21 protein-coding genes are annotated in these 19,780 nt (G+C 64.0%); 10 read left to right on the top strand and 11 right to left on the bottom strand.

Annotation, left to right across the window (positions count from 1 at the left end):
- Nucleotides 1–14 precede the first annotated feature (14 nt).
- Together BPRO_RS16880 and BPRO_RS16875 are read left to right on the top strand one after the other, a co-directional pair.
- Nucleotides 15–434 (top strand): potassium channel family protein, encoded by a 420-nt coding sequence (locus BPRO_RS16880; RefSeq protein WP_041388900.1) that lies wholly within the window; start codon nt 15–17, stop codon nt 432–434.
- Between the two features lie 317 nt (nt 435–751).
- Nucleotides 752–1,375: a hypothetical protein gene (locus tag BPRO_RS16875; protein WP_011484282.1), complete on the top strand. Its 624-nt coding sequence runs from the start codon at nt 752–754 to the stop codon at nt 1,373–1,375.
- 627 nt (nt 1,376–2,002) lie between these two features.
- On the opposite strand, the gene BPRO_RS16870 is transcribed toward BPRO_RS16875, so the two are convergent.
- Complete coding sequence (locus tag BPRO_RS16870; protein WP_011484281.1) at nt 2,003–3,424, bottom strand: FAD-binding oxidoreductase; 1,422 nt, start codon at nt 3,422–3,424, stop codon at nt 2,003–2,005.
- Between the two features lie 123 nt (nt 3,425–3,547).
- On the bottom strand, nt 3,548–4,489 hold the full coding sequence (locus BPRO_RS16865) for a carbon-nitrogen hydrolase family protein (protein WP_011484280.1): 942 nt from the start codon (nt 4,487–4,489) through the stop codon (nt 3,548–3,550).
- Between the two features lie 110 nt (nt 4,490–4,599).
- Between BPRO_RS16865 and BPRO_RS16860 the strand changes: the two genes are divergently transcribed.
- Nucleotides 4,600–5,316: a winged helix-turn-helix transcriptional regulator gene (locus BPRO_RS16860; RefSeq protein ID WP_011484279.1), complete on the top strand. Its 717-nt coding sequence runs from the start codon at nt 4,600–4,602 to the stop codon at nt 5,314–5,316.
- Between the two features lie 197 nt (nt 5,317–5,513).
- Here BPRO_RS16860 and BPRO_RS16855 read toward each other — a convergent pair whose 3' ends face one another.
- Nucleotides 5,514–5,822 (bottom strand): hypothetical protein, encoded by a 309-nt coding sequence (locus BPRO_RS16855; protein ID WP_011484278.1) that lies wholly within the window; start codon nt 5,820–5,822, stop codon nt 5,514–5,516.
- 354 nt (nt 5,823–6,176) lie between these two features.
- Between BPRO_RS16855 and BPRO_RS16850 the strand changes: the two genes are divergently transcribed.
- Complete coding sequence (locus BPRO_RS16850) at nt 6,177–6,701, top strand: DUF2242 domain-containing protein (protein WP_369794592.1); 525 nt, start codon at nt 6,177–6,179, stop codon at nt 6,699–6,701.
- 141 nt (nt 6,702–6,842) lie between these two features.
- Here BPRO_RS16850 and BPRO_RS16845 read toward each other — a convergent pair whose 3' ends face one another.
- From BPRO_RS16845 to trxC, 4 genes are all read right to left on the bottom strand, one after another.
- Entirely contained in the window at nt 6,843–7,658 is an 816-nt protein-coding gene (locus tag BPRO_RS16845) for an amidohydrolase family protein (RefSeq protein WP_011484276.1), read from the bottom strand.
- A gap of 156 nt (nt 7,659–7,814) precedes the next feature.
- Nucleotides 7,815–8,840 carry a tripartite tricarboxylate transporter substrate binding protein gene (locus BPRO_RS16840; RefSeq protein ID WP_011484275.1) on the bottom strand — a complete coding sequence of 342 codons (1,026 nt, stop codon included), beginning with the start codon at nt 8,838–8,840 and terminating at the stop codon, nt 7,815–7,817.
- Nucleotides 8,841–8,950: 110 nt separating this feature from the next.
- Nucleotides 8,951–9,694 carry a GntR family transcriptional regulator gene (locus BPRO_RS16835; RefSeq protein ID WP_011484274.1) on the bottom strand — a complete coding sequence of 248 codons (744 nt, stop codon included), beginning with the start codon at nt 9,692–9,694 and terminating at the stop codon, nt 8,951–8,953.
- Nucleotides 9,695–10,058: 364 nt separating this feature from the next.
- Nucleotides 10,059–10,496, bottom strand: a complete 438-nt coding sequence (trxC, locus tag BPRO_RS16830) for a thioredoxin TrxC (RefSeq protein WP_011484273.1) — start codon at nt 10,494–10,496, stop codon at nt 10,059–10,061.
- A 198-nt stretch (nt 10,497–10,694) separates the two neighbouring features.
- Between trxC and BPRO_RS16825 the strand changes: the two genes are divergently transcribed.
- The 4 genes from BPRO_RS16825 to BPRO_RS16810 all read left to right on the top strand — a co-directional run bounded on the left by BPRO_RS16825 (nt 10,695) and on the right by BPRO_RS16810 (nt 13,242).
- A complete protein-coding gene (locus BPRO_RS16825) occupies nt 10,695–11,135 on the top strand; it encodes a universal stress protein (RefSeq protein WP_011484272.1) in 441 nt (146 codons plus the stop codon).
- 132 nt (nt 11,136–11,267) lie between these two features.
- Nucleotides 11,268–11,708: a host attachment protein gene (locus BPRO_RS16820; protein WP_011484271.1), complete on the top strand. Its 441-nt coding sequence runs from the start codon at nt 11,268–11,270 to the stop codon at nt 11,706–11,708.
- A gap of 252 nt (nt 11,709–11,960) precedes the next feature.
- Nucleotides 11,961–12,422, top strand: a complete 462-nt coding sequence (locus BPRO_RS16815) for a methyltransferase family protein (protein WP_011484270.1) — start codon at nt 11,961–11,963, stop codon at nt 12,420–12,422.
- A gap of 214 nt (nt 12,423–12,636) precedes the next feature.
- Nucleotides 12,637–13,242 (top strand): hypothetical protein, encoded by a 606-nt coding sequence (locus tag BPRO_RS16810; RefSeq protein WP_041389970.1) that lies wholly within the window; start codon nt 12,637–12,639, stop codon nt 13,240–13,242.
- Between the two features lie 53 nt (nt 13,243–13,295).
- Here BPRO_RS16810 and BPRO_RS16805 read toward each other — a convergent pair whose 3' ends face one another.
- Nucleotides 13,296–13,901: a DUF938 domain-containing protein gene (locus BPRO_RS16805; RefSeq protein WP_011484268.1), complete on the bottom strand. Its 606-nt coding sequence runs from the start codon at nt 13,899–13,901 to the stop codon at nt 13,296–13,298.
- A 223-nt stretch (nt 13,902–14,124) separates the two neighbouring features.
- On the opposite strand from BPRO_RS16805, the gene BPRO_RS16800 reads away from it, so the two are divergent.
- Nucleotides 14,125–14,511 (top strand): SRPBCC domain-containing protein, encoded by a 387-nt coding sequence (locus BPRO_RS16800; protein WP_011484267.1) that lies wholly within the window; start codon nt 14,125–14,127, stop codon nt 14,509–14,511.
- Between the two features lie 85 nt (nt 14,512–14,596).
- Here the strand turns inward: BPRO_RS16800 and BPRO_RS16795 are convergent, their stop codons facing one another.
- The 3 genes from BPRO_RS16795 to BPRO_RS16785 form a co-directional block, all read right to left on the bottom strand.
- Nucleotides 14,597–15,124, bottom strand: coding sequence for a hypothetical protein (locus tag BPRO_RS16795; RefSeq protein WP_011484266.1), 528 nt, complete (start codon nt 15,122–15,124; stop codon nt 14,597–14,599).
- Between the two features lie 410 nt (nt 15,125–15,534).
- A complete protein-coding gene (locus tag BPRO_RS16790) occupies nt 15,535–16,509 on the bottom strand; it encodes a cysteine synthase A (protein WP_011484264.1) in 975 nt (324 codons plus the stop codon).
- Nucleotides 16,510–16,982: 473 nt separating this feature from the next.
- Nucleotides 16,983–17,405 (bottom strand): ACT domain-containing protein, encoded by a 423-nt coding sequence (locus BPRO_RS16785; RefSeq protein WP_011484263.1) that lies wholly within the window; start codon nt 17,403–17,405, stop codon nt 16,983–16,985.
- A 220-nt stretch (nt 17,406–17,625) separates the two neighbouring features.
- Between BPRO_RS16785 and acs the strand changes: the two genes are divergently transcribed.
- Entirely contained in the window at nt 17,626–19,692 is a 2,067-nt protein-coding gene (gene acs, locus BPRO_RS16780) for an acetate--CoA ligase (RefSeq protein ID WP_011484262.1), read from the top strand.
- The last annotated feature ends 88 nt before the right edge of the window (nt 19,693–19,780 follow it).

Genomic DNA, 19,780 nt, shown 5'->3' with positions numbered 1-19,780 from the left:
GGTACAGTGCCCCCATGATGAAATGGCAGCAACGCAAACGTCTTGTCACCCGCCGCGGCGTGATGTACTCGCTGGTGCTGTGCCTGCTGATTCTGGGCCTGGGCGGCGTGGGCTTCTGGGTCATCGAGCCGCGCGCCGTCACCTTGAGTGATGGGCTGTGGCTGGCCTTCACCACGGCCGCTACCGTCGGCTACGGCGACATTGTTCCCAGTACCCATCTGTCGCGCGCGTTTGCGGTGCTGGTGGTGCTGCTGGGCCTGGCCGTGTTGTCGCTGGTGACGGCCTCCGTGGCGGCCATGTTTGTTGAAACCGAAGAGCGGCAAATCGAACGCGACCTCATGCACGCCATCGGCGCACTGCGCGTCGAGGTGAAAAGCCTGCACGACGAGTTGCGCGAGCTCAAGGCAGCGCGCGAGGCGGATCCGCCCGTCTGACCGGCCGCCGGCTCGCCAATCTCCGCTCCTGCAAGCGCGGGCCGCACATCTTTTGGTCTACCTTAATGGCCAAAAGCGCATTTCGATACCACTGAAGTCGCGAGGTAAATACCGGGTAAATCTCCGTTCTCCTTACACGGCGTTCACAGAGGCAGGCCAACAATGAACGTACTGAATCAAAGACGCCGGGCACAGACCCGGAAAATAGCGATTCAGAAAGCAGCTCCAAAAAAGCGCTTGCCGACGCCGGAATGACATTCCAGCTTCTGCAAATGGCTCTTGAGTTGTTGGTTATCCAATCCAAAGCAGGAGACCCCATGAAATCAAAACTTTTAACCGCCTCACTATTGGCGTCCGCCATGTTTGCCGGCCTGGGCGTCGCCCCGGCGATGGCGCAAACGACCTACACGCCCGGCATTGACCAGACGCAGGCGGCGATCAGCACGCGCATCCAGGAAGGTCTGGCCTCGGGCCGCATCACGCCGTCGGAGGCGCAGGCGCTTTACCGCCGTGACCGCGAGATCCAGATGCGCGAAAACCAGTTCAAGGCCAACGGCGACGCCTCACCCCAGGAGCGCCAGCAACTGCGGGCCGACCTCAGCTTCCTGAGCGCTGAAGTCGAACGCCTGATTGCCAACCGCGACGTGGTGGGCCAGCCCGGCTACCCCGGCTACCCCGGCTATCCCGGCAATACCCCCGGCATCGACAATCGCCAGATCAATATCGGCGAGCGCATTGACGAGGGCGTGCGCACCGGCCGCATCACCCGGCGTGAAGCCGACAGGCTGTACAGCCGCGAGCGCCGCATTGCACGCCATGAGGCCGCCTTCAAGTCTGACGGTGTGGTGACCCAGCAGGAACGCCGCCAGCTGCGCAGTGAACTGACCGCGCTGCGCCAGGAGGTGGAGCGCATGATGCACAACCGCCGTGAACGCGGTTAGGAAGCACTGAGAAGGCATCAGGCGCGCGCACGCGCAGCGCTTGATGTGTCTCAAGTCGAAGGCATGAAGCCATCAAGCCAGGCAGCCTGGCCCGAGAGGGTCGAGCTGACTGGCTTTCTTCTTTCAGGCAGTTTTTTCAGGCATTAAACAGGACGGCAGTCCATGTTTTTTGGGAGCCACAAGAGGGCCACAGGATATTTGATCCGTCGCGCTTCAATACAGCCCTGCGTCGGCAGCTAGTGTGGTGCACCACTCTGTTCTGTACTTATCTGGCGAGGCCCGTGGGCCTCGTCGCTGATCAGCCGGCGCTCCCGGAATGACGCTGACAGGCCCCGCTGCCGCGTCAGACTTGGCAAGAATGGTCGGATTTCCGGCGTCGGGTCGAACAGTCAATTACGACCCTCAGGAGACGGTTGGAAGTCGACTTCCAGCGCGGCAAAGCCGACATCGCAGAACATGTCGCCGACGGTCCGGGTTGTCTGCGCTTCGCCCGCCGTCGAGTGCACCGCTCCTTGGTTTGTCGGTACACACTCCGCACTTCACGCTCCGGGCACGTCACATTCAAACGCGGCATCGCTGTCGTGTGCCGCGCGCAACACAAGCAGAACGTCGATCAAGTCGGTCAGTTCAACCAGAGACACTCTTTGTGTGGCGGAAGAAGTTTTCGGGGTCGTACTTGCGCTTGAGCGCCGCGAGTCTGTCCAGGTTGGATCGGCCGTACGCGGCCTCGATGCGGTCCTGGCCCTCGTCCTCAGTAAGGAAGTTGATGTATGCCCCGCCTGTCGAGCAGGAGCGCGTCGCTTCGAAGCAGTCCCGCGCCCACTTGATATTGATGTCGTCATCGCCCGGCTTCTCCCAGGAGCCAGCGATGTTCAGCACATAGGCTGCGTCTCGATTGCCTGCCGGCGAGTACCCGGCAGGCAGCTCGCCCAGCGCACCCTGTATCTGGAACAGGAGGATGGCCGAATGGGGCGATCGAATTCGGCCCGCATGCTCCACGGCGACGTCAATGGTCTGACGATCGATACCTGGCAGGTAGTGTGACTTCCAGTAGTAGCGCCGTCCTTTGGGCTGTGTGGCATCAAGCAGACTCTGCATCTGCGTATAGGGCCGACGCGTCATGATATCGGCCACTGGCCGACCAAGCCCGCGCAGCGGCGCGATCAATGCTTCTCCGTCTTCGACCTTGCCGGAGTAGCAGACGAAGATGGCGACGATCGGCTTGCCGTGCACATCCTTCGGGAGCCAAGGTGCCGGCGGCGCAATCCGCAGAACAGCCACGCTGGTCAGTTCGCGCGGCGCCCCGGCGCTGAACTCACGGTAGGCGTCGAGAACTTGCTTGGCGTCGTCGCCGTGCCATGCGATCGCGCCTCCCAGGATTTCGGGGCCGACGGCAAAGAGTCGGTACTCAAAGGATGTGACGATTCCGAAGTTGCCGCTGCCGCCACGCAGCGCCCAGAACAGGTCCTCATTCTCGTCCGCAGACACACGCAAGACGTCGCCGCCGGCGGTCACCACTTCCATCGAGACCACGTTGTCGCAGGTCCAGCCGTGGCGACGCGTGAGGTAGCCAAATCCGCCGCCGACGGTGAGGCCTGCAATCCCGGTGGCAGAAACAAAACCGAGCACGGCTGCGAGCCCGTGCAGCTGTGTCTCGCGGTCGACGTCGGCCAGTGTGCAGCCGGCTTGCGCGCGAGCCGTGCGGTGCACTGGATCGACCCAAACGCCTCTCAGCAGCGACATGTCGATCATGAGGCCGCCCTCGCAGACCGCAAGCCCTGCGATATTGTGACCGCCGCCGCGCACGGAACTGAGAAGCCCGTGATGACGCGCGAACCGAACGGCCTGCACGACATCGACCGTCCCGGTGCAACGAGCCACCAGGCCAGGGCGACGATCGATCATCGCGTTCCAGATCTTGCGCGACTCCTCGTATTCCGGGTCATCCGCAGTCAGCACCTGGCCTTTGAATGCGGCCTTGAACGACTGCAGGACCTCCGGCGAAAGGTCCACTGTCCCGCCGTCCAGTCGTGTGAGTTTGATAGCCATGAGTCATCTCCAGGAAGAGTGATGAAATTTTGGGTCTTACTGCCGGTTGCCGGCCGCCATCCTGGCAAGTGTTCGAGCGACGGAACGGGTCGGTTGGTCCTGCAATCACTGGGCGCGCGGCGCTTACCCGTCAACGTAGCGCACGGGTGTCACCGGCGTGCGGCGCACCTGTAGCTCGAAGATGTCCGGGCGCGCGTAGTGCCCGGTGACGTCGAGCGTTCGGCGTGACGGCGCGACGCGCGCCGTATCGATCTCTGCATACAAGATGCCGGCCTCTCGGCGCAATGGGCCCGCGACGACCTTCCCCATGGGATCGACAACCACCGAATCGCCGTCGTTGATCCATTCCTCGGGATCGGGGAACAGCTCTGCGCGGGCCGGGAAGTCCTGCGGAATGTCACTGGCACGCAACGCCGTGCCGCTACCGACCACCCAGCACCGACCTTCGAGCGCGATATGGCGCATCGTGCCGATCCAGGCGTCCCCGCTGTCGTAGGTGGGCGCGATGTAGATCTCCACGCCCTGGGCGTAGAGCGCGTAGCGCGCCAACGGCATGTAGTTCTCCCAGCAGATGAGGCAGCCGATCCGGCCGGCAGGCGTGTCGACCACGCGCAACCCGGACGCGTCGCCCAAGCCATGAACCATGCGTTCAGGGTTGGTTGGCATCAACTTGCGGTGCCGGTTCTGCACCCTGCCGTCGGCACCAATGGTAACGACGGTGTTGTAGAGCGTCCCGCCGCCACGCTCCCGATCTCGCTCATTGATGCCGCACACGATCGTCACGTTATGGGCGCGGGCGGCCTCGCACAGTTCGGCCAAGTCGCCGCCACCGAGGTCAACCGCGTTGGCGAGCAAGCGGGCGTGCAATTGGCCCATGACGGCGCCATCCCTTCCTGCCGCGAGTCGCCATATCCAGGACGGGTAACCCGGAATGAACGACTCGGGAAAGACGATCAGCGACGCCCCTGCCGCTGCTGCTTCGGCGACCCATTGCACTGCCCTTGTGATGGTGGCGCCACGGTCGAGCAAGACCGGCGGGCGCTGAATGATGGCAATCTTCGTCATGGCGTCTTTCTCCTTCTTGGGCAGGCGTTGCCCGACATGGACAGTTTGCGCTGGACTTGGCGCCCAGACCAGTCCAGAATCTGAAGCGTTTACGCTCCGGAGACGATGCGATGGAAAACACCTACGGTCAGTTCTGCACCGTTGCAAGGGGTGCCGAGGTGTTGTGCGAGCGATGGACGCCGCTGGTTGTGCGCGAGTTGCTGTGCGGCAGCAAGCGCTTCAACGACCTGCATCGCGGCGTACCGCGAATGTCCACCAGCCTGCTGACGCAGCGGCTTCATCGTCTCGAGGAGTTCGGTGTCGTGCGCCGCGACGCCGTCGGCAAGGTTTGGGAATACAGCCTCACAGAGGCTGGCGAGGAACTTCGACCCATTGTCATGGCGCTTGGCCATTGGGGTGCGCAGTGGATTGGCAGCCGCCTGCGCGACGATGAACTGGATGCGGGCTTGCTCATGTGGGATATGCGCCGATTCGCGTGCATCCAGGAGTTCCCGTCCAGGCCCGTGGTCATCCACTTCCAGTTCCGCGACGCACGGGCTCGCGAGCGCGCTTGGTGGCTCGTAGTGGAGGAAGGCGTGGCCGACCTGTGTCGCGACGACCCAGGGCGCGAGCTGACGCTCGTTGTGGATGCTTCCGTGCGCGCTTTGACCGAAGTGTGGGCGGGTGACCGCACGCCTCAGCAGGCCCTTCAGTCGCGCGAGATCCGTGTTGATGGGGCGAAGCGCGACGCGGAAGACCTATGGCGGTGGCTGGGCACGAGTGCGTTCGCCTCGACGCGACGCGCCGCGGGACGGATGTCCCCGAGCGGCCAATCTCTGACGGCATAGCTGGTTGGCCGCGGACCCGAAGCGCATTTGTACGCCGAGGTGGACGCGCAGGCCAGGTCGGCCGTGACTGCACTGGGTGGTCGCCCGACAGTCGCCGGTCGCCACCGGCAGCAACTGGCCGGGAGCGTGAGTTCGACACCCGCAAACGCCACCACTGCCGGCGCCCCCATAAGTTCTAGAACTTCGAGCGCACCACACTAGCGCAGCGCCAGCAGCATCTGGTCGGTCGCGTAGTTGCAGTCCTGCGGCCCACGCTGGCAAAAGCGGGCAATCGCGTCCACATCCACCGGCACGGTGGCCAGCCCCGGCCGCTCCACCTTCAACTGGCCGTCCGGCGTCGGCTGCACGGTGTAGCCGGGGTACTGCTGGCTGATCTTTGCCGCCAGCAGCTTTTGCCAGCTGGGCGGCTCGGTGCAGGCGGCCAGCACCAGCAAGGCGGCCAGCGCGCCGGCGGCCAGGCCCCGGGCGCGGTGTTTGCGTTTGTAATCGATGTAGCAGGGCCGCATCAGGCCTACTGTAGCGATTTCTGAAGCAAAAGCAGGCTTGGCCCAGCAGGTACGATGGTATGTCGCTATTGAAATAATAGCGCCAGGCTGGTGCGACCAGAAGTTGCTGGACACGTCCTACGACAGTCTCAGCGTAAACCGCTCATCCGGGTGGGGCCCATGGGGTTAGGGTGCTGGGGGGCGTCAGCGATCCTATTCGTATTCTTGAAATAGACTGGCCCTGCAGGTCAGCCGGCTTATGCTGGCAGTGCCTGACAAACCTGAAGCGATGTTGATGCCCGGAGTGCCTTGCCTGTGAAACCGTCTTGCCTGAATTACCGTCCATTTTCGTCGTGGCTGGGCCTTTGCAGCCTGTTGGCCCTGTTAGCGCCGCTAGCCTTGCTGGCCGGATGCGGCAGCAACGTGAAGGCCTTTCCGCTGCAGGAAAAGTTTGGCTCCACCGCGACATACTCCCGGCTGTTTGACGCCACGCCTGCGCAGACCTGCGAGGCTGCGCGGCGGGCTTTGTTGAGCCAGGGTTACATCGTCAACACCTTCAGGACCGACCTGGTGGAAGGCCAGAAGAGCTTTCAGCCCGAGCCGGAAGCTCACCTGCAGATGATGATCCGCGTGGTCTGCGCGTCCGAGAGCCTTGACGGAAAAATCAGCCTGGGTTTTGTCACCGCACTGCAGGACAGCTACGCACTGAAGAAGAGCAACAACTCCGCCAGCGTGGGTGTGGGGGCGATCGGCTCGCTCTCGCTGCCCTTCAGTTCGAGCAATGATGCGATGGTCAGGGTAGGCAGCCAGACCATCACGTCGGATGCGTTTTATGACAGCTTTTTTGACTTGCTCAAGCGCTACCTGGCCACGGATGAGTCGGTGGGCATATCGCCCTGACGCAATGCCGGGTCCGTGGGAATGCTGCGCATGTTGAAACGTGCCCCATGGCTGTTGAGCAGCCAGTGCGGCAACACCGCTCGCCCGCCCGCCCGCCCGCTTGTCCGCCCGCCTTTCGGGCGATGCTGAACAGGCCTTCTCTCAGGCGTAGAGCCGGGCTCCCGCATCCCGAATGCGCAGTGCCGCGCCGTGGCCCAGTGCGTTCACCACCGGCTCCCACACGCTGGCATAGCTGGGCAGCGCGCCGGACGCAAAGAACGTGTGCGGCCAGTCAGACCCCCACACCAGGCGCTCGCCCATCTGCGCTGCCACGCGGGTGATGGCCGGGTGCAGCAGGCCATACGGAGCGCTGGCCAGCAGCCGGTACCAGCCCGACAGCTTGACCCACGCGCCTTGCCCGGCCAGCCGGGTCAGCCCCTGCCAGGCCAGGTCCTGCCCAGGCAGCAGGGTATGCAGCCCGGCCAGGTGGTCCAGCACGCAGGCCACGGCGCTGCCCTGATGCAGCTGGGCAATGGTGGCCAGGTCGCCCGGGTTGGCGTACCACTGCACATGCCAGCCGCGCTCTGCCAGGCGCGGTGCCAGCGCTTTCATGGCCTCTGGCCCGTTGCCCACCGGGGACACCAGGTTGAAGCGCACCCCGCGCACGCCCAGCGCGTGCATGCGGTCCAGCTCGGCATCGGGCACGCCCACGTCCAGCACCACCACGCCACGGTGGCGGCCGGGCGTCTGGGCCAGGGCATCGAGCAGCACGCGGTTGTCGGTGCCGTACACGCTGGGTTGCACCAGCACCAGGTGGCCCACGCCGTGCGCAGCCGCCAGCGCCTCGATGTCAGCCAGTGGCCGGTGCACCGGCTGGTAGTGGCCGGCCCGAGCGGGCGCGGCACTGTCGAACACGTGCACATGCGCGTCCCACCCTGATGGCAGGGCGGAGCCGAAGGGGGCGGGGGTCAAAGCCATCTCAGTTGTCCACCGCGCTGCGCGCCACCCGTAGCCCACGAAACTGGCGCGACTCAGCCCAGCGGACGCCATGGAACGGGCTTCGCCCGGCCATTGGCGTCGTCCCCCTCGAGGGGGAAGGCGCGAAGCGACTCAGGGGGTGTTTCCTTTCAGTCATCAGCCCACCGAGATCTTGCGCTCGCGCACCACACGCGCCCATTGTTCCTGCTGGGCCGCGATGAACTTGCCGGCGCTTTGCTGCGAGGTATCGGCAAACACGTCACCGCCCAATTGGCGCACGCGGCCCAGCACCTCGGGGTCGGCCAGTGCCTTGCGAATGGCGGCCACCAGCGTGGCCTTTGCGTCCGCCGGCAGGCCTGCAGGGGCCAGCAGCGGGTTCCACTCCAGCACCTCGAAGCCGGCCAATCCGGCCTCCGCCATGGTGGGCACATCGGGCAGCGAGCGGGCTCGCACCGCGCTGGTCACCGCCAGCGGCCGCAGCTTGCCCGCCTGGATATGCCCCAGCGACGACGCCACGTTGGCGAAGAACAGCGGCACCTGTCCGCCCATCACGTCATTGAGGGCCGGGCCGCCGCCACGGTAGGGAATGTGCAGCAGCTGCACGCCTGCGCGGCCTTCGAACATGGCGCCCGCCAGGTGTTGCGCCGAGCCGTTTCCCGACGAGGCATATGTCACCTCGCCCGGCCGGGCCCTGGCCAGCTGGATCACGTCCTTGACCGACCTGGCAGAAAAGCCGGGCGTGCACACCAGCACGTTCGGAAAGGTGGCCAGCACCGCCAGCGGCGTGAAGGCCTTGGCGCTGTCGTACGGCAGCTTGGGAAACAGCGACGGGTTCACCGCGAAGGACGATGCATCCAGCAGCAGCGTGGTGCCGTCCGCCGTGGCGCGCGCTACCTGTGATGCCGCCAGCTGCCCGCTCGCGCCGGGTTTGTTGTCCACGACCACGCTCTGGCCCAGCGCATCGGCCATGCGCGGCGCGATGATGCGCGCAATCAGGTCTGCGCCGCCGCCTGCGGGGTACGAGACCACCAGCGTGATGGGCCGGCCGCCCGCCACATTGGCCGCCGCATGGCTGTTGGCCACCCAGGGCGCCGCCAGCGCGGCAGCTGCCGCCTGCACGAGCAGGCCACGGCGCGAGAGGCAGCCCCCGGCTGCGAGGGTTGTTGGGTGACGAGTGTTCATGGCCTGTGTTCTCCTGTGTTTTGCGGTCTTGCGCAAATGATTTGTCGAAGCGGTTTGTTGAAGCGATTTGCTGAAGCGATTTGTTTGGGTGGCTTGTTCAGGTGGCTTGTTCAGGTGATGGTCACGGTGTAGTGAAAGGCGTGGGCATCGCCCCGCGTGGTGCGCCACTCCACGCAACGGCCCGTCAGGTCGAACGCGCTGCGCTCCACTGTCACGCAGGGGTGGCCTGCGGGCAGCGCCAGGTGCCTGGCCTGCGGGCCCGTCAGCACGCCAAAGCCGATCTGGTCCACCGCGCGGTGCACGTGCACGCCGCAGCGGCGGGCAAACATGGGGTAGAGCAGGTCGTCCCACTGCGCCAGGTCGTCATCGGCCAGGGGGGCAAACAGGTCCAGCGGAAGCCACATCTCTTCCAGCAGGCAGGGCTGGCCCGCCAGCAGGCGCAGGCGGTGCAGGCGCAGCACCGACTCGCCCGGGCCCACGCCCAGCTCGCGCGCGACGGCCGTGGTGGCGGCCACGCAGTGCCGCCCCAGAATGCGCGAATGCGGTATTTCGTTGCTGCCGCCGCCAAAGCGGAAGAAGCGCAGCATCGATCCCCCCGCAATGCCATGGCGCACAAACGTGCCCTTGCCGTGGATGCGCTCTATCAGCCCCTGTTCCACCAGCAGCTCCAGCGCGCGCCGCATGGTGCCCAGCGCCACCTGGTGCTCTGTCGCCAGCAGGGTTTCGGCCGGCAGGGCGCTGCCCGGCGGCCATTCGCCCGCCACCACCCGCACGCGCAGCGCGTTGGCCAGCGCCGCGTAACGGCGCAGACCGGGGGAGTTGTCTACCAGGGCCAGATGGTGGGGTGCTTCCATGGCGAGAACTATAGTCCTCTATAGGAGTTAGTTGATGGGGGAATACCCTTGAGTGGGTGTCGGGCGAAGCAGAGGTGAGGAGGGGTAACGGCGGTGCACAGGCCCCGCGTGGCGCCCGGTGGCGGGCTAGCGCGGCAGGGTTGTGCTCCCTGGTAAGGAGCCAGCGGCGGCCTTGCTGCGCCGCGTGGTCTTCGTGGTCTGGCCAGATGTCCGGCGTCAGCGGGCCAACAGCGGCCAACATCGGCGAAAGGCGGTAAAAGGTGGTGAGCTGGGTTGGCAGTTTTATGAATAAAAAGTGCCGGCAGTCCAATCAAGCAAAGGGTGAAGTGCTATTGAAAAAATAGCATTTCTGGGCAGACCCCCATCAGCGCAGCTTGGACTGCACCCAGCGCACGATGTCTGCCGCGCCCATGGCGCCGGCCTGGCGCGCCACCTCGCGACCGTTCTGAAACAGCGCCAGCGTGGGAATGCTGCGAATGTTGAAACGTGCCCCCAGGTTGGGCACGGCTTCGGTGTCTACCTTGGCCACGCGCACCCGGGGCTCCAGCTGCGCGGCCACCTGTTCGTAGGCCGGCGCCATCTGGCGGCAGGGCCCGCACCACGGCGCCCAGAAGTCCACCAGCACCGGAATGTGGTTGCGGCCGATGTGTTTGTCAAAGGCGGCTTCGTCCAGCGCGGTGGAATGGGCGGTGAACAGCGCCTTCTTGCAGCTGCCGCAGTCGGGCGCACTGCCAAGCTGGTCTGCCCGGACGCGGTTGGTGGTGTGGCAGTGCGGGCAAACAATGTGGAGTGATTCAGTCATAAGGGTGCACCTTGGGGCCGTGGCGGGGCATTTCAAGCATTTTCCCGTTGATTCGGCTGGCGCCGGCACCCGTCCTGCCGGCCACCGCCCGCGATTTGCAGCGGCTTTGACGCGGATCAAATGCGCCTCTACCGCCCGGTTACATGATCAATGCACCGACCGGGCGTTGCCAGCCGGCATTTTTGAGCGAGGCCCACCATGTTCAAACACATTCTTCTGGCTACTGACGGCTCCGCCGCCTCGGAGCATGCCGCCGAACTGGCTATTGGTCTTGCGCGCACGCACGGCGCCAGGCTCACGGCGGTGTTTGTCATCGACCCCTATCCTTACCTGAGCCTGGGCGAAACGAACCCTTACGGCTTTAACGCCTACATGGCGGCCGCGCAGGCCCAGGCCGCAGAAGCCCACGCCAGGGTGATGGAGCTGGCCGGGCGGGGCGGTGCCCAGGTGGCGGTGGAGGCTCGCATGGTGGAGGAAGTCGGATCTGCGCGCGGCATTTTGCTGACCGCCGAAAACGAGGGCGCCGACCTCATCGTGGTCGGCTCGCACGGGCGCTCCAGCTTCGGCCGCCTGGTGCTGGGTAGCGTGGCCAACCGGGTGGTGGCCGAGTCGCCGGTACCCGTGCTGGTGGCGCGCTGACCCGGACCTCGCCCTGCCTCTGCCGCGCCCGCAGGTCTTCTTGATGCGCATCAAACGCGCTCACGTTGACCTGCGCTATCGTAAAACGAATGACAACCCGGGGCGCTGCCCCTAACCTTGACGGACACGATCATGAAACCAGAATGGATATTGATTGCCAACGCCACCCACGCCCGCCTGCTGTTGCACGAGCGCGGCAGCCCGATGGTGGTGCTCAAAAGCTTTGACCATCCGCAAGGCCGCAGCAAGGTCAGCGAGTTGGCCGACGACCGGATGGGGCGTGAAAACTCTGACCATGGCGCTGGCGGCACGGCTTATCAGCCGCGAATGGATGCCAAGCACAAGGAAAACCTGCGCTTTGCGCGCGAGCTGGCGGACTACCTGGAGCCGTATGCCCAGCAAGATAGCTTCCGCTCGCTTTCCATCTTTGCGTCCAGCCCCTTCCTGGGTGAACTGAAGACCGAGCTTGGCTCGGCCACCACACGTCTGCTGACTTACCTGCAGGACCTGGACCTCACCAGCTTTGGCCTGAGCGAGGTCGAGCGGCGCGTTGCGCAGGAGATGGCGCGCTAATTGCCTGCCAACAGCATGTTTTTTGCTGTCACTGGAAGCCGAGGGGTGGGGAGAGCAGGAAGCAGGAAGTAGGAAGCAGGAAAAAGGGGGGAGAAAAGAAGAGGCGTGGGGCGGGCTGCCGCACCATGGCAATTCGCCGGATTGGGGCTTTGCGTCCATTCCCGTTTTTTGCGTCCTCTTTGTGACAAAAATGGGCGAAGATGGTGCTCCTGGCAGACTCTTGTGCTGGGTAAATTGCTCCTTCGTATTCATATGCCCAACCTTGAACTCAAGATCCCGCCACCCCTGGTAGCCATTTTGGTGGGGAGTGCCATGTGGGGCGTATCGCTGATGGCACCGGGCATCGAAGGGCCTGCGGCTTTGCGCACGGCCATGGTGGTGGCGCTGGTGCTGATTGGCGCCGGCTTTGAGTTGTCCGGCATCCTGGCCTTCCGGCGTGCAAAGACCACCGTCAACCCCTTGCGGCCCGACACATCCTCCCGGCTGGTCAGCTCGGGCGTTTACCGGCTGACGCGAAACCCGATGTATGTGGGCCTGGTGTTCATGCTGCTGGCCTGGGCCACCTATTTGTCATCCGTCTGGGCCTTGCTGGGATTGCCGGTATTTGTGCTCTACCTCACCCGTTTTCAGATCAAGCCCGAAGAAAGGGCGCTGGCCACCCTGTTTGGCAGTCAGTACGTGGACTATCAGACTCGCGTCAAGCGCTGGTTGTGAGTGCTCACGCAGCCAATGGCCGATGGTGGCAATACGCTGCCCGCGCCTTTACACAAAACATTCCCCTGCATCGGAAGGGGGCCTGCCCGGTGGTTTAAGCTAGACCGCCCGGGAAATGTGGGCCCTGGCCCTGTTTGTGCTGAACCTCAAAAGGTTTCATCCTGCCGCCTTTATCTTTGTTTTTTACCCATTCACACAGGAAACTGATCTCTCGATGGAAATTCTTCCGCTGGTGCTGCTGCTGACAGTGGCCTCTTTCCTGCTCAAAAAAAGCGAGCAACGCAAACGCATTGTTTTGCTGGCAAGCCACCTGGGCAATTACCAGATTGAAAAACTGATGGAGACCCTGGCAGAGGGCTACCTGCGTGCGCTGGGTGAGAGCGACCTGGAGCGACGCGAGCAGATCTGGCGCTACCTCGACACCACGGAAACCCAGTTGTGCCTGCAATTCAACAAGTTCTGTGCCGAGTTTGCAAAGCTGGATGCAGCAGATACCCGCGTCAGTACGCTCGCGCTGCCCTTTCCCTACGCTGCGAAGTTGTTCCCGCAGGCCACGTTCGACCTGCGCAAAGTCCTCGCCATCCACGCGCACGGCCTCATGCAAGCCACCAGCAACGCGCTGAACCGCACACCCCGGGACAAGGCCTTCACGCTGTCGGCCGAGCTGTTTTTGATGCAGCACACCTGCCACTGGTTTTGCAACTCGAAGGCGGTGGCGTCAGCGCGGCTGATGGCGCGGCACAAGACGACGCATGCGCAGGTGCTGGGGGCTGTGGGGCCCGATACGCGGGCGGCCTATGCGGCTTTGACGGGTAGCTGAGCGGCCTGGTTTGCGGCGGGGTTTGTTATGGGCGCAGCATCCGCCCCCCGGTTTCAGGCCCTGGCCCACACCAGCAACAGATTATTCGCGGGCATGGCGTGCCGCGACGATAACTTCAGCCCGGCGCGCGCAGCCTCCTGCTCCACGTCTTCACGCCGGCGGATGCCCCAGGCGGGATCCTGCGCGCGCAGGCTTTGGTCAAACGCCAGGTTGCCCTCCGAGGTCTGCACGTCATCTTCCAGATAGGGCCCGTAGGTAATCAACACACCGCCCGGTGCCAGGTGCCGCGCACTTCCCTGCATCAATGCGGAGCAGGTGGCCCAGGGGGCGATGTGCAGCATGTTGGCGCAGTAAATCAGGTCGAACTTCGCGTCGTCTGGCAACCAGTGCGGCGCCATCACATCCAGCAGCAAGGGCGGGCGTACCTGCGTCAGGCCCTGCTGCTCCACATAAGCTGCAATGGAGTCCAGCGCGCCGGGCCGTGCGTCGGTGGGCTGCCATGTCCAGTGCGGCAGGCCAGCGGCAAACCAGGCCACGTGCTGGCCAGTGCCCGAGGCAATCTCCAGCGCATGGCCGCGCTCCGGCAGCACTTCGCGCAGCATATTGAAGATGGGCTGCTTGTTGCGGTCGGCAGCGGGGCTGAATTCGGGTTGGGGCATGGGCGGGCGTTGCGGCAGGACGAATGCGTGACAGGAGCGATGGTGAATGGTAGCCCTTGCGCCGCCGCCGTGGAGAAAACCGGGCAGCGGACGCGTTACGCACTACGGCACTACGCACTACGCACTACGCACTACGCGCTACGCACTACGCGCCAGGCACGGCTGACAGCTTGACAAGCCTGCGACGCCCCCCACAATCGACAGACCGGATTGGAGTGCGGCCATGTCTCATGTCATCCATCAGGAAATCGTCATCGCAGCCAGCCCGCAGCGCGTCTACAGCGCGCTGACCGACAGCCAGCAGTTCAGCGCACTCACCGGTGTGCCGGCCGAGATCAGCCGTGAGGCAGGCGGCGTCTTTTCATGCTTTGGCGGCATGATTGTGGGGCGCCATGTGGAACTGATGGCAAACGAGCGCATCGTCCAGGCCTGGCGGGTGGCCAATTGGGACGCCGGCGTTTATTCCGTGGTCAGCTTCGTGTTCAAGGCGCAGGGCACGGGCACCCTGCTTGTCTTCGACCATGCCGGCTTTCCGGACGGCACGGGCGAGCACCTGGAGACCGGCTGGCACAGCAATTACTGGGAACCGCTGAAGAAATACCTGGGTTAATTGACGCCGGTGAGCGCTGGCAACGAACGGGAGTTTGGCCCGAGTCCGGCCCGGGTCTGGCCCGATTTCGCTGGCTCAGGCCGCGTCAGGCCGCTTTGGCGGTGCGCCGCTGCTTGAAGGCAGACGTTCGCTTGACTTTGGCAGTCACCACGCCGCCACCCGCAATCTTGCTGGCCAGTTCCGCCGTCTTCTGCTCGATCTGCGTTGCCAGCCTGGTCAGCGCCTCGGCGCCCGGCACCGTGGCCTGGGCCAGCACGTTCAGCGCGCTCATACCGGTTTTTTCCTCAAACGCACTGGCGTTGGCGGCCAGGCGCTCCACGCCATCTTCCAGTACCTTGACCAATTGGCTCACCACTTGTTGTGCGCCGTTGGTTGTCAGGCTCAAGCCCTTGGTGTAGCAGGCGCTGAAAGCCAGCTGCGCAGCCGATGCGTTTTCGACCGTTTCGGCCGTAAGTTGCGGGCGCGACTCTTCCAGCGCGCGGTTCCAGCGCTGCTCCAGCAGGCTGACCACACGCTCGCCGCCAGCGCGGTAGGCATCAATCACGTTTTTGGCCGTATTGCCATAAGACTCGATCAGGTTGCTGGCAACGATGGACAGATTTTTAGCGCTCATGGTGTTTCCTTGGGGTGGGTTGAAGCTGGAAAATTAGAAAAGTAGCGCCATGATGCGGGTTTTCCCTAGTGAGTGCGACCTAACGGGCTAGAGAGGTGAGCCCAGCCGGGTTGGGAGCAAGGCCGGCTTGCAGCTGGAAGCGGAGCGTGCGCTTGGCTGGAAGTTGGCTCCAATTTCTGGCTTCAAATGGGGTGAGCGCATGGTCGTTAGGCACAAGTCCGTGCCAGCCTTCTGAAGGCTCAGGCTGCCCGTTTTTGCTCCTTCCCCCAGAGGGTGAAGGAGCCAAACCAGCCAAACCAGCCGGAGTCTGCTTGAACTGGCAGCCGGGAAGATATAGAGCATCGGTGAGACGTTTCAGGTGATGTTTCAGGTGATTGGAGTTTGCCCCCCTGATTCCCTCAATCACTGGATCACTGCGGCGCCAATCCCTTTTCCATCAGCCAGGCGAGATTGAACAGCCGGCTTGAATACAGCCCGCCGCGGTCGCACAGCAGGGTGACGATGGTGTGGCCCGGTCCCATCTGGCGGGCCAGCCACGCGGCGGCCGCCACGTTGATGCCCGTGGAGCCGCCCACGAACAGGCCCTCTTCGCGCAGCAGGCGGTAGACCATGGTGACGCAGTCCTGGTCATTGATTCGCACGGCATCGTCGATGGGCGTGCCCTCCAGGTTTGCGGTCACGCGGCTGGAGCCAATGCCTTCGGTGATGGAGTTGCCATCCGCCGTGAGCTGGCCGGTCTTCACAAAGCTGTACAGGGCGCTGCCGTAGGGGTCGGCCAGCACGCTGCGCACAGCAGGGTTTTGTTCCTTGAGAAAGCGCGCCACGCCGGCCAGCGTGCCGCCCGTGCCGGTGGAGCAGGTAAAGGCGTCCACCTTGCCGGCCGTGTCGCGCCAGATCTCCGGCCCGGTGGTTTCGTAGTGGGCCTGGCGGTTGACGAGGTTGTCGAACTGGTTGGCCCAGATTGCGTTGTCCATCTCCTGCGCCAGGCGGGAGGCGATCTTCTGGTAGTTGTTGGGGTCCTTGTACGGCACGGCGGGCACCGGCCGTACCTCGGCGCCCAGCACGCGCAGCAGATCCATCTTTTCCTGCGACTGCGTCTCGGGGATGACGATCACGCAGCGGTAGCCGCGCGCCGCGCAGATATGGGCGAGCCCGATGCCGGTATTGCCGGCGGTGCCTTCCACCACCGTGCCGCCGGGCTTCAGCGCACCGCGCCGCTCGGCGTCCTGGATGATGTAGAGCGCCGCGCGGTCCTTGACCGAGCCGCCCGGGTTCAGGAACTCCGCCTTGCCGAGGATCTCGCAGCCGGTCTCGGCGCTCAGCCTTGCCAGCCGGATCAGTGGTGTGTTGCCTATGCTGCCGATGAAGCCGTCACGCACGTCCATGATGCAGACCTCCGTGTCCCGGTGTGGGCGAGCCGGGTGTCTTCTGTAAAGCATACTCCCAATGAAAACATCGCGGCGGGCAGTGCCATCCCGCTTATCCCGCTTGTCCCGCTCATCGCGCGGCGTTCTGCATGGCGTTTGACTCACTCGTCGAGCAGGTGGGTGTGCACCTGGTGCAGTGTTGCACGCTATCTGGAACATAAAACCGCGTCTTTTGCGCCATGGCGGCGTTGCAAATCCGCGCGATACCTGCGGGTATCGCTGTGGTTTGCGCCTTGCCCTGACGCAAAATCCATCGCTTTTATGGGTCCCATCAAGCATGCAACACTGCACTAGCAGGCTTCGCCAGATCGGCGTCCAAAAGCACACGCCGTTCGCCAAGCCATTCGCATCAAGTGAGGGCTTATCCTTGTGCCATGAGAATCTGACCCCAATTACTCACCAGCGCCACGACACCCGCGCGACAGGGTGGTTCAGGCCTTTTGCAGGATCTCTATCGCCTTGCTGGCATCGTCCAGCGAGTCCACCGCCACGTAGGCCACAAACTGTGTGCCGATCACGGAGGCCGAGAATCCGCGCAGGTCAATTCGCGCGTCGGCAAGCTTCTGGGTCAACTCCGCGGCGATGCCCGGCCGGTCCGGGCCCATGACCCGAACGGAGTGAAGGCTTGCGGTCACGTTGAAACCCACTTGCGCGGCCGCACGGATTTCCCTGTCACCTTGCAGCGGTGTGACGAACACGACTCCTTTGCCTGGTTGTTCCGGGGTTCGCCGGGCAATGATGGATTGCAGGTCTGCCCCCGCATCCCGCAGCGTAGCCAGCACATCCGCAAGGCCGCCGGGCCGGTCTTCAATGGTCGCCGCCCAAACATCCACACGTTCCACGAGAAGATCCATGACAGATTCTCCTTTCGTTGCGCCATCTAAAAAGTCTAGGTCATGACCGGCCCAAAAGCAAGTCTCAGCGGGGTCGGGGGGCGCGCTTCTTGGCAATTCACCCGCCCCGGACTAATATTGATTATTGCGACAAACGCAGTTCGCTCGTTGCGCTTGACGGCGGCACCAAGGCGCGCCGAGTGCCTGCATCGGAGTCACGGAAAATCAAGGAGGAACGGTCATGTCAAAAGACAAGTTGCCGCGCCACGCCACCGAGCAGCAGAGTGCCGATATCTCCGAGATCTCCGAGGCCCAGATCGCGGTGCATTGGCCGGAGGAGGGCTACTTCTCGCCGTCCAACCCCTTCATCGCGCAGGCCAATTTGACGGACGCGGGCATCTTCGCGCGTTTTGCCCTCGACAAGTTTCCCGAGTGCTTCAAGGAGTTCGCGGACCTGCTGGACTGGTACAAGTACTGGGAGACGACGCTCGACACCAGCAATCCCCCGTTCTGGCGCTGGTTCGTCGGCGGCAAGATCAACGCTTGCTACAACTGCGTGGACCGCCACCTTGGCCAGCACAAGAACAAGACGGCGATCCATTTTGTGCCCGAGCCGGAGGACGAGGCGCCACAGCACCTCACCTACCAGGAGCTTTTCGTGCGCGTCAACGAGTTCGCGGCCTTGTTGCGTGACTTCTGCGGCCTGAAGGCGGGCGACCGGGTGACCTTGCATATGCCGATGGTGGCGGAGCTGCCCATCACCATGCTTGCCTGCGCGCGGCTCGGCGTGATTCACTCGCAGGTGTTCAGCGGATTCAGCGGCAAGGCCTGCGCCGACCGCGTCGCGGATTCCGAGAGCCGCGTGTTGATCACCATGGACGCCTATCACCGCGCCGGCAATCTGCTGGACCATAAGGAGAAAGCCGACATCGCGGTCATGGAGGCCGCCAGCCACGGCCAACAGGTCGACAAGGTGCTGATCTGGCAGCGCTACCCGGGCAAAAACTCCAGCCCCACGAAGCTCGTGGAAGGACGCGACTTCGTCATCAACGACGTCCTCAAGCAGTTCCGTGGCAAGCGTGTCGAGCCCGTGCAGATGCCGGCAGAGGCGCCGCTTTTCCTGATGTACACGAGCGGCACGACGGGGCGGCCCAAAGGCTGCCAGCACGGCATCGGCGGCTACCTCGCCTACGTCACCTGGACATCGAAGTTCATCCAGGACATCCACCCCGAGGACGTGTACTGGTGCATGGCCGACATCGGCTGGATCACAGGCCATTCCTACATCGTCTACGGCCCGCTGGCGCTCGCCGCTTCTTCGGTGGTGTACGAAGGTGTGCCAACCTATCCGGACGCCGGACGGCCCTGGCGTATCGCTGAAAACCTCGACGTCAATATCTTCCACACGTCGCCCACCGCGATCCGCGCGCTACGGCGCGACGGACCCGACGAGCCCGCCAAGTACAACCACCACTTCAAACACATGACGACCGTGGGCGAGCCGATCGAGCCCGAAGTCTGGAAGTGGTACCACCGCATGGTCGGCAAGGGCGAAGCAGTGATCGTGGACACCTGGTGGCAGACCGAAAACGGCGGATTCCTTTGCAGCACGGTGCCGGCGATCCACAAGATGAAGCCCGGCAGCACGGGCCCCGCGATTCCAGGCATTCATCCGGTGATCTACGACGACGAGGGCAAGGAGCTTGTGAGCGGTTCGGGCAAGGCGGGCAACATCTGCATCCGCAACCCCTGGCCCGGTGGTTTCCAGACCATCTGGAAAGACCCCGAGCGCTACGTGCGCCAGTACTACGCGCGCTATTGCGCAGATCCCAAGAGCAAAGACTGGCGCGACTGGCCCTACATGGCGGGTGATGGCGCGGTGCAGGCGGCCGACGGTTACTACCGGATCCTCGGCCGCATCGACGACGTGATCAACGTCGCCGGCCATCGCCTGGGCACCAAGGAAATCGAATCGGCCGCGCTGCTCGTGCCCGAGGTCGTCGAAGCGGCCGTGGTTCCAGTCGCCGACCCGATCAAGGGCAAGGTGCCCGACCTCTATGTTGCGTTGAAGCCGGGACTGGCGCCTTCCGAGGAGATCGCGAACAGGGTCTCGGCATCGGTCGTGTCCGAGATCGGCGCCATCGCGCGGCCTCGCCGAGTGATTGTCGTTCCCGATATGCCCAAGACCCGCTCGGGAAAGATCATGCGCCGCGTGCTCGCGGCGATCTCGAATCACCTGGATCCTGGCGACGTGTCCACCCTCGCCAATCCGGAGGTCGTCGACAAGATCAAGGAGCTGGCCAAGTAGCGCCAATGCGCGCACGACGCGGGATCCCCGCGAGCTCTCGCGCAGCCAGGGGCGGGGTTGCCACGCCCTTGCGCAAAGCTGACTTTTG

Source organism: Polaromonas sp. JS666, from assembly GCF_000013865.1.
Taxonomy (GTDB): Bacteria; Pseudomonadota; Gammaproteobacteria; order Burkholderiales; family Burkholderiaceae_C; genus Polaromonas.
This window is presented reverse-complemented; position numbering and strand designations above follow the sequence as displayed.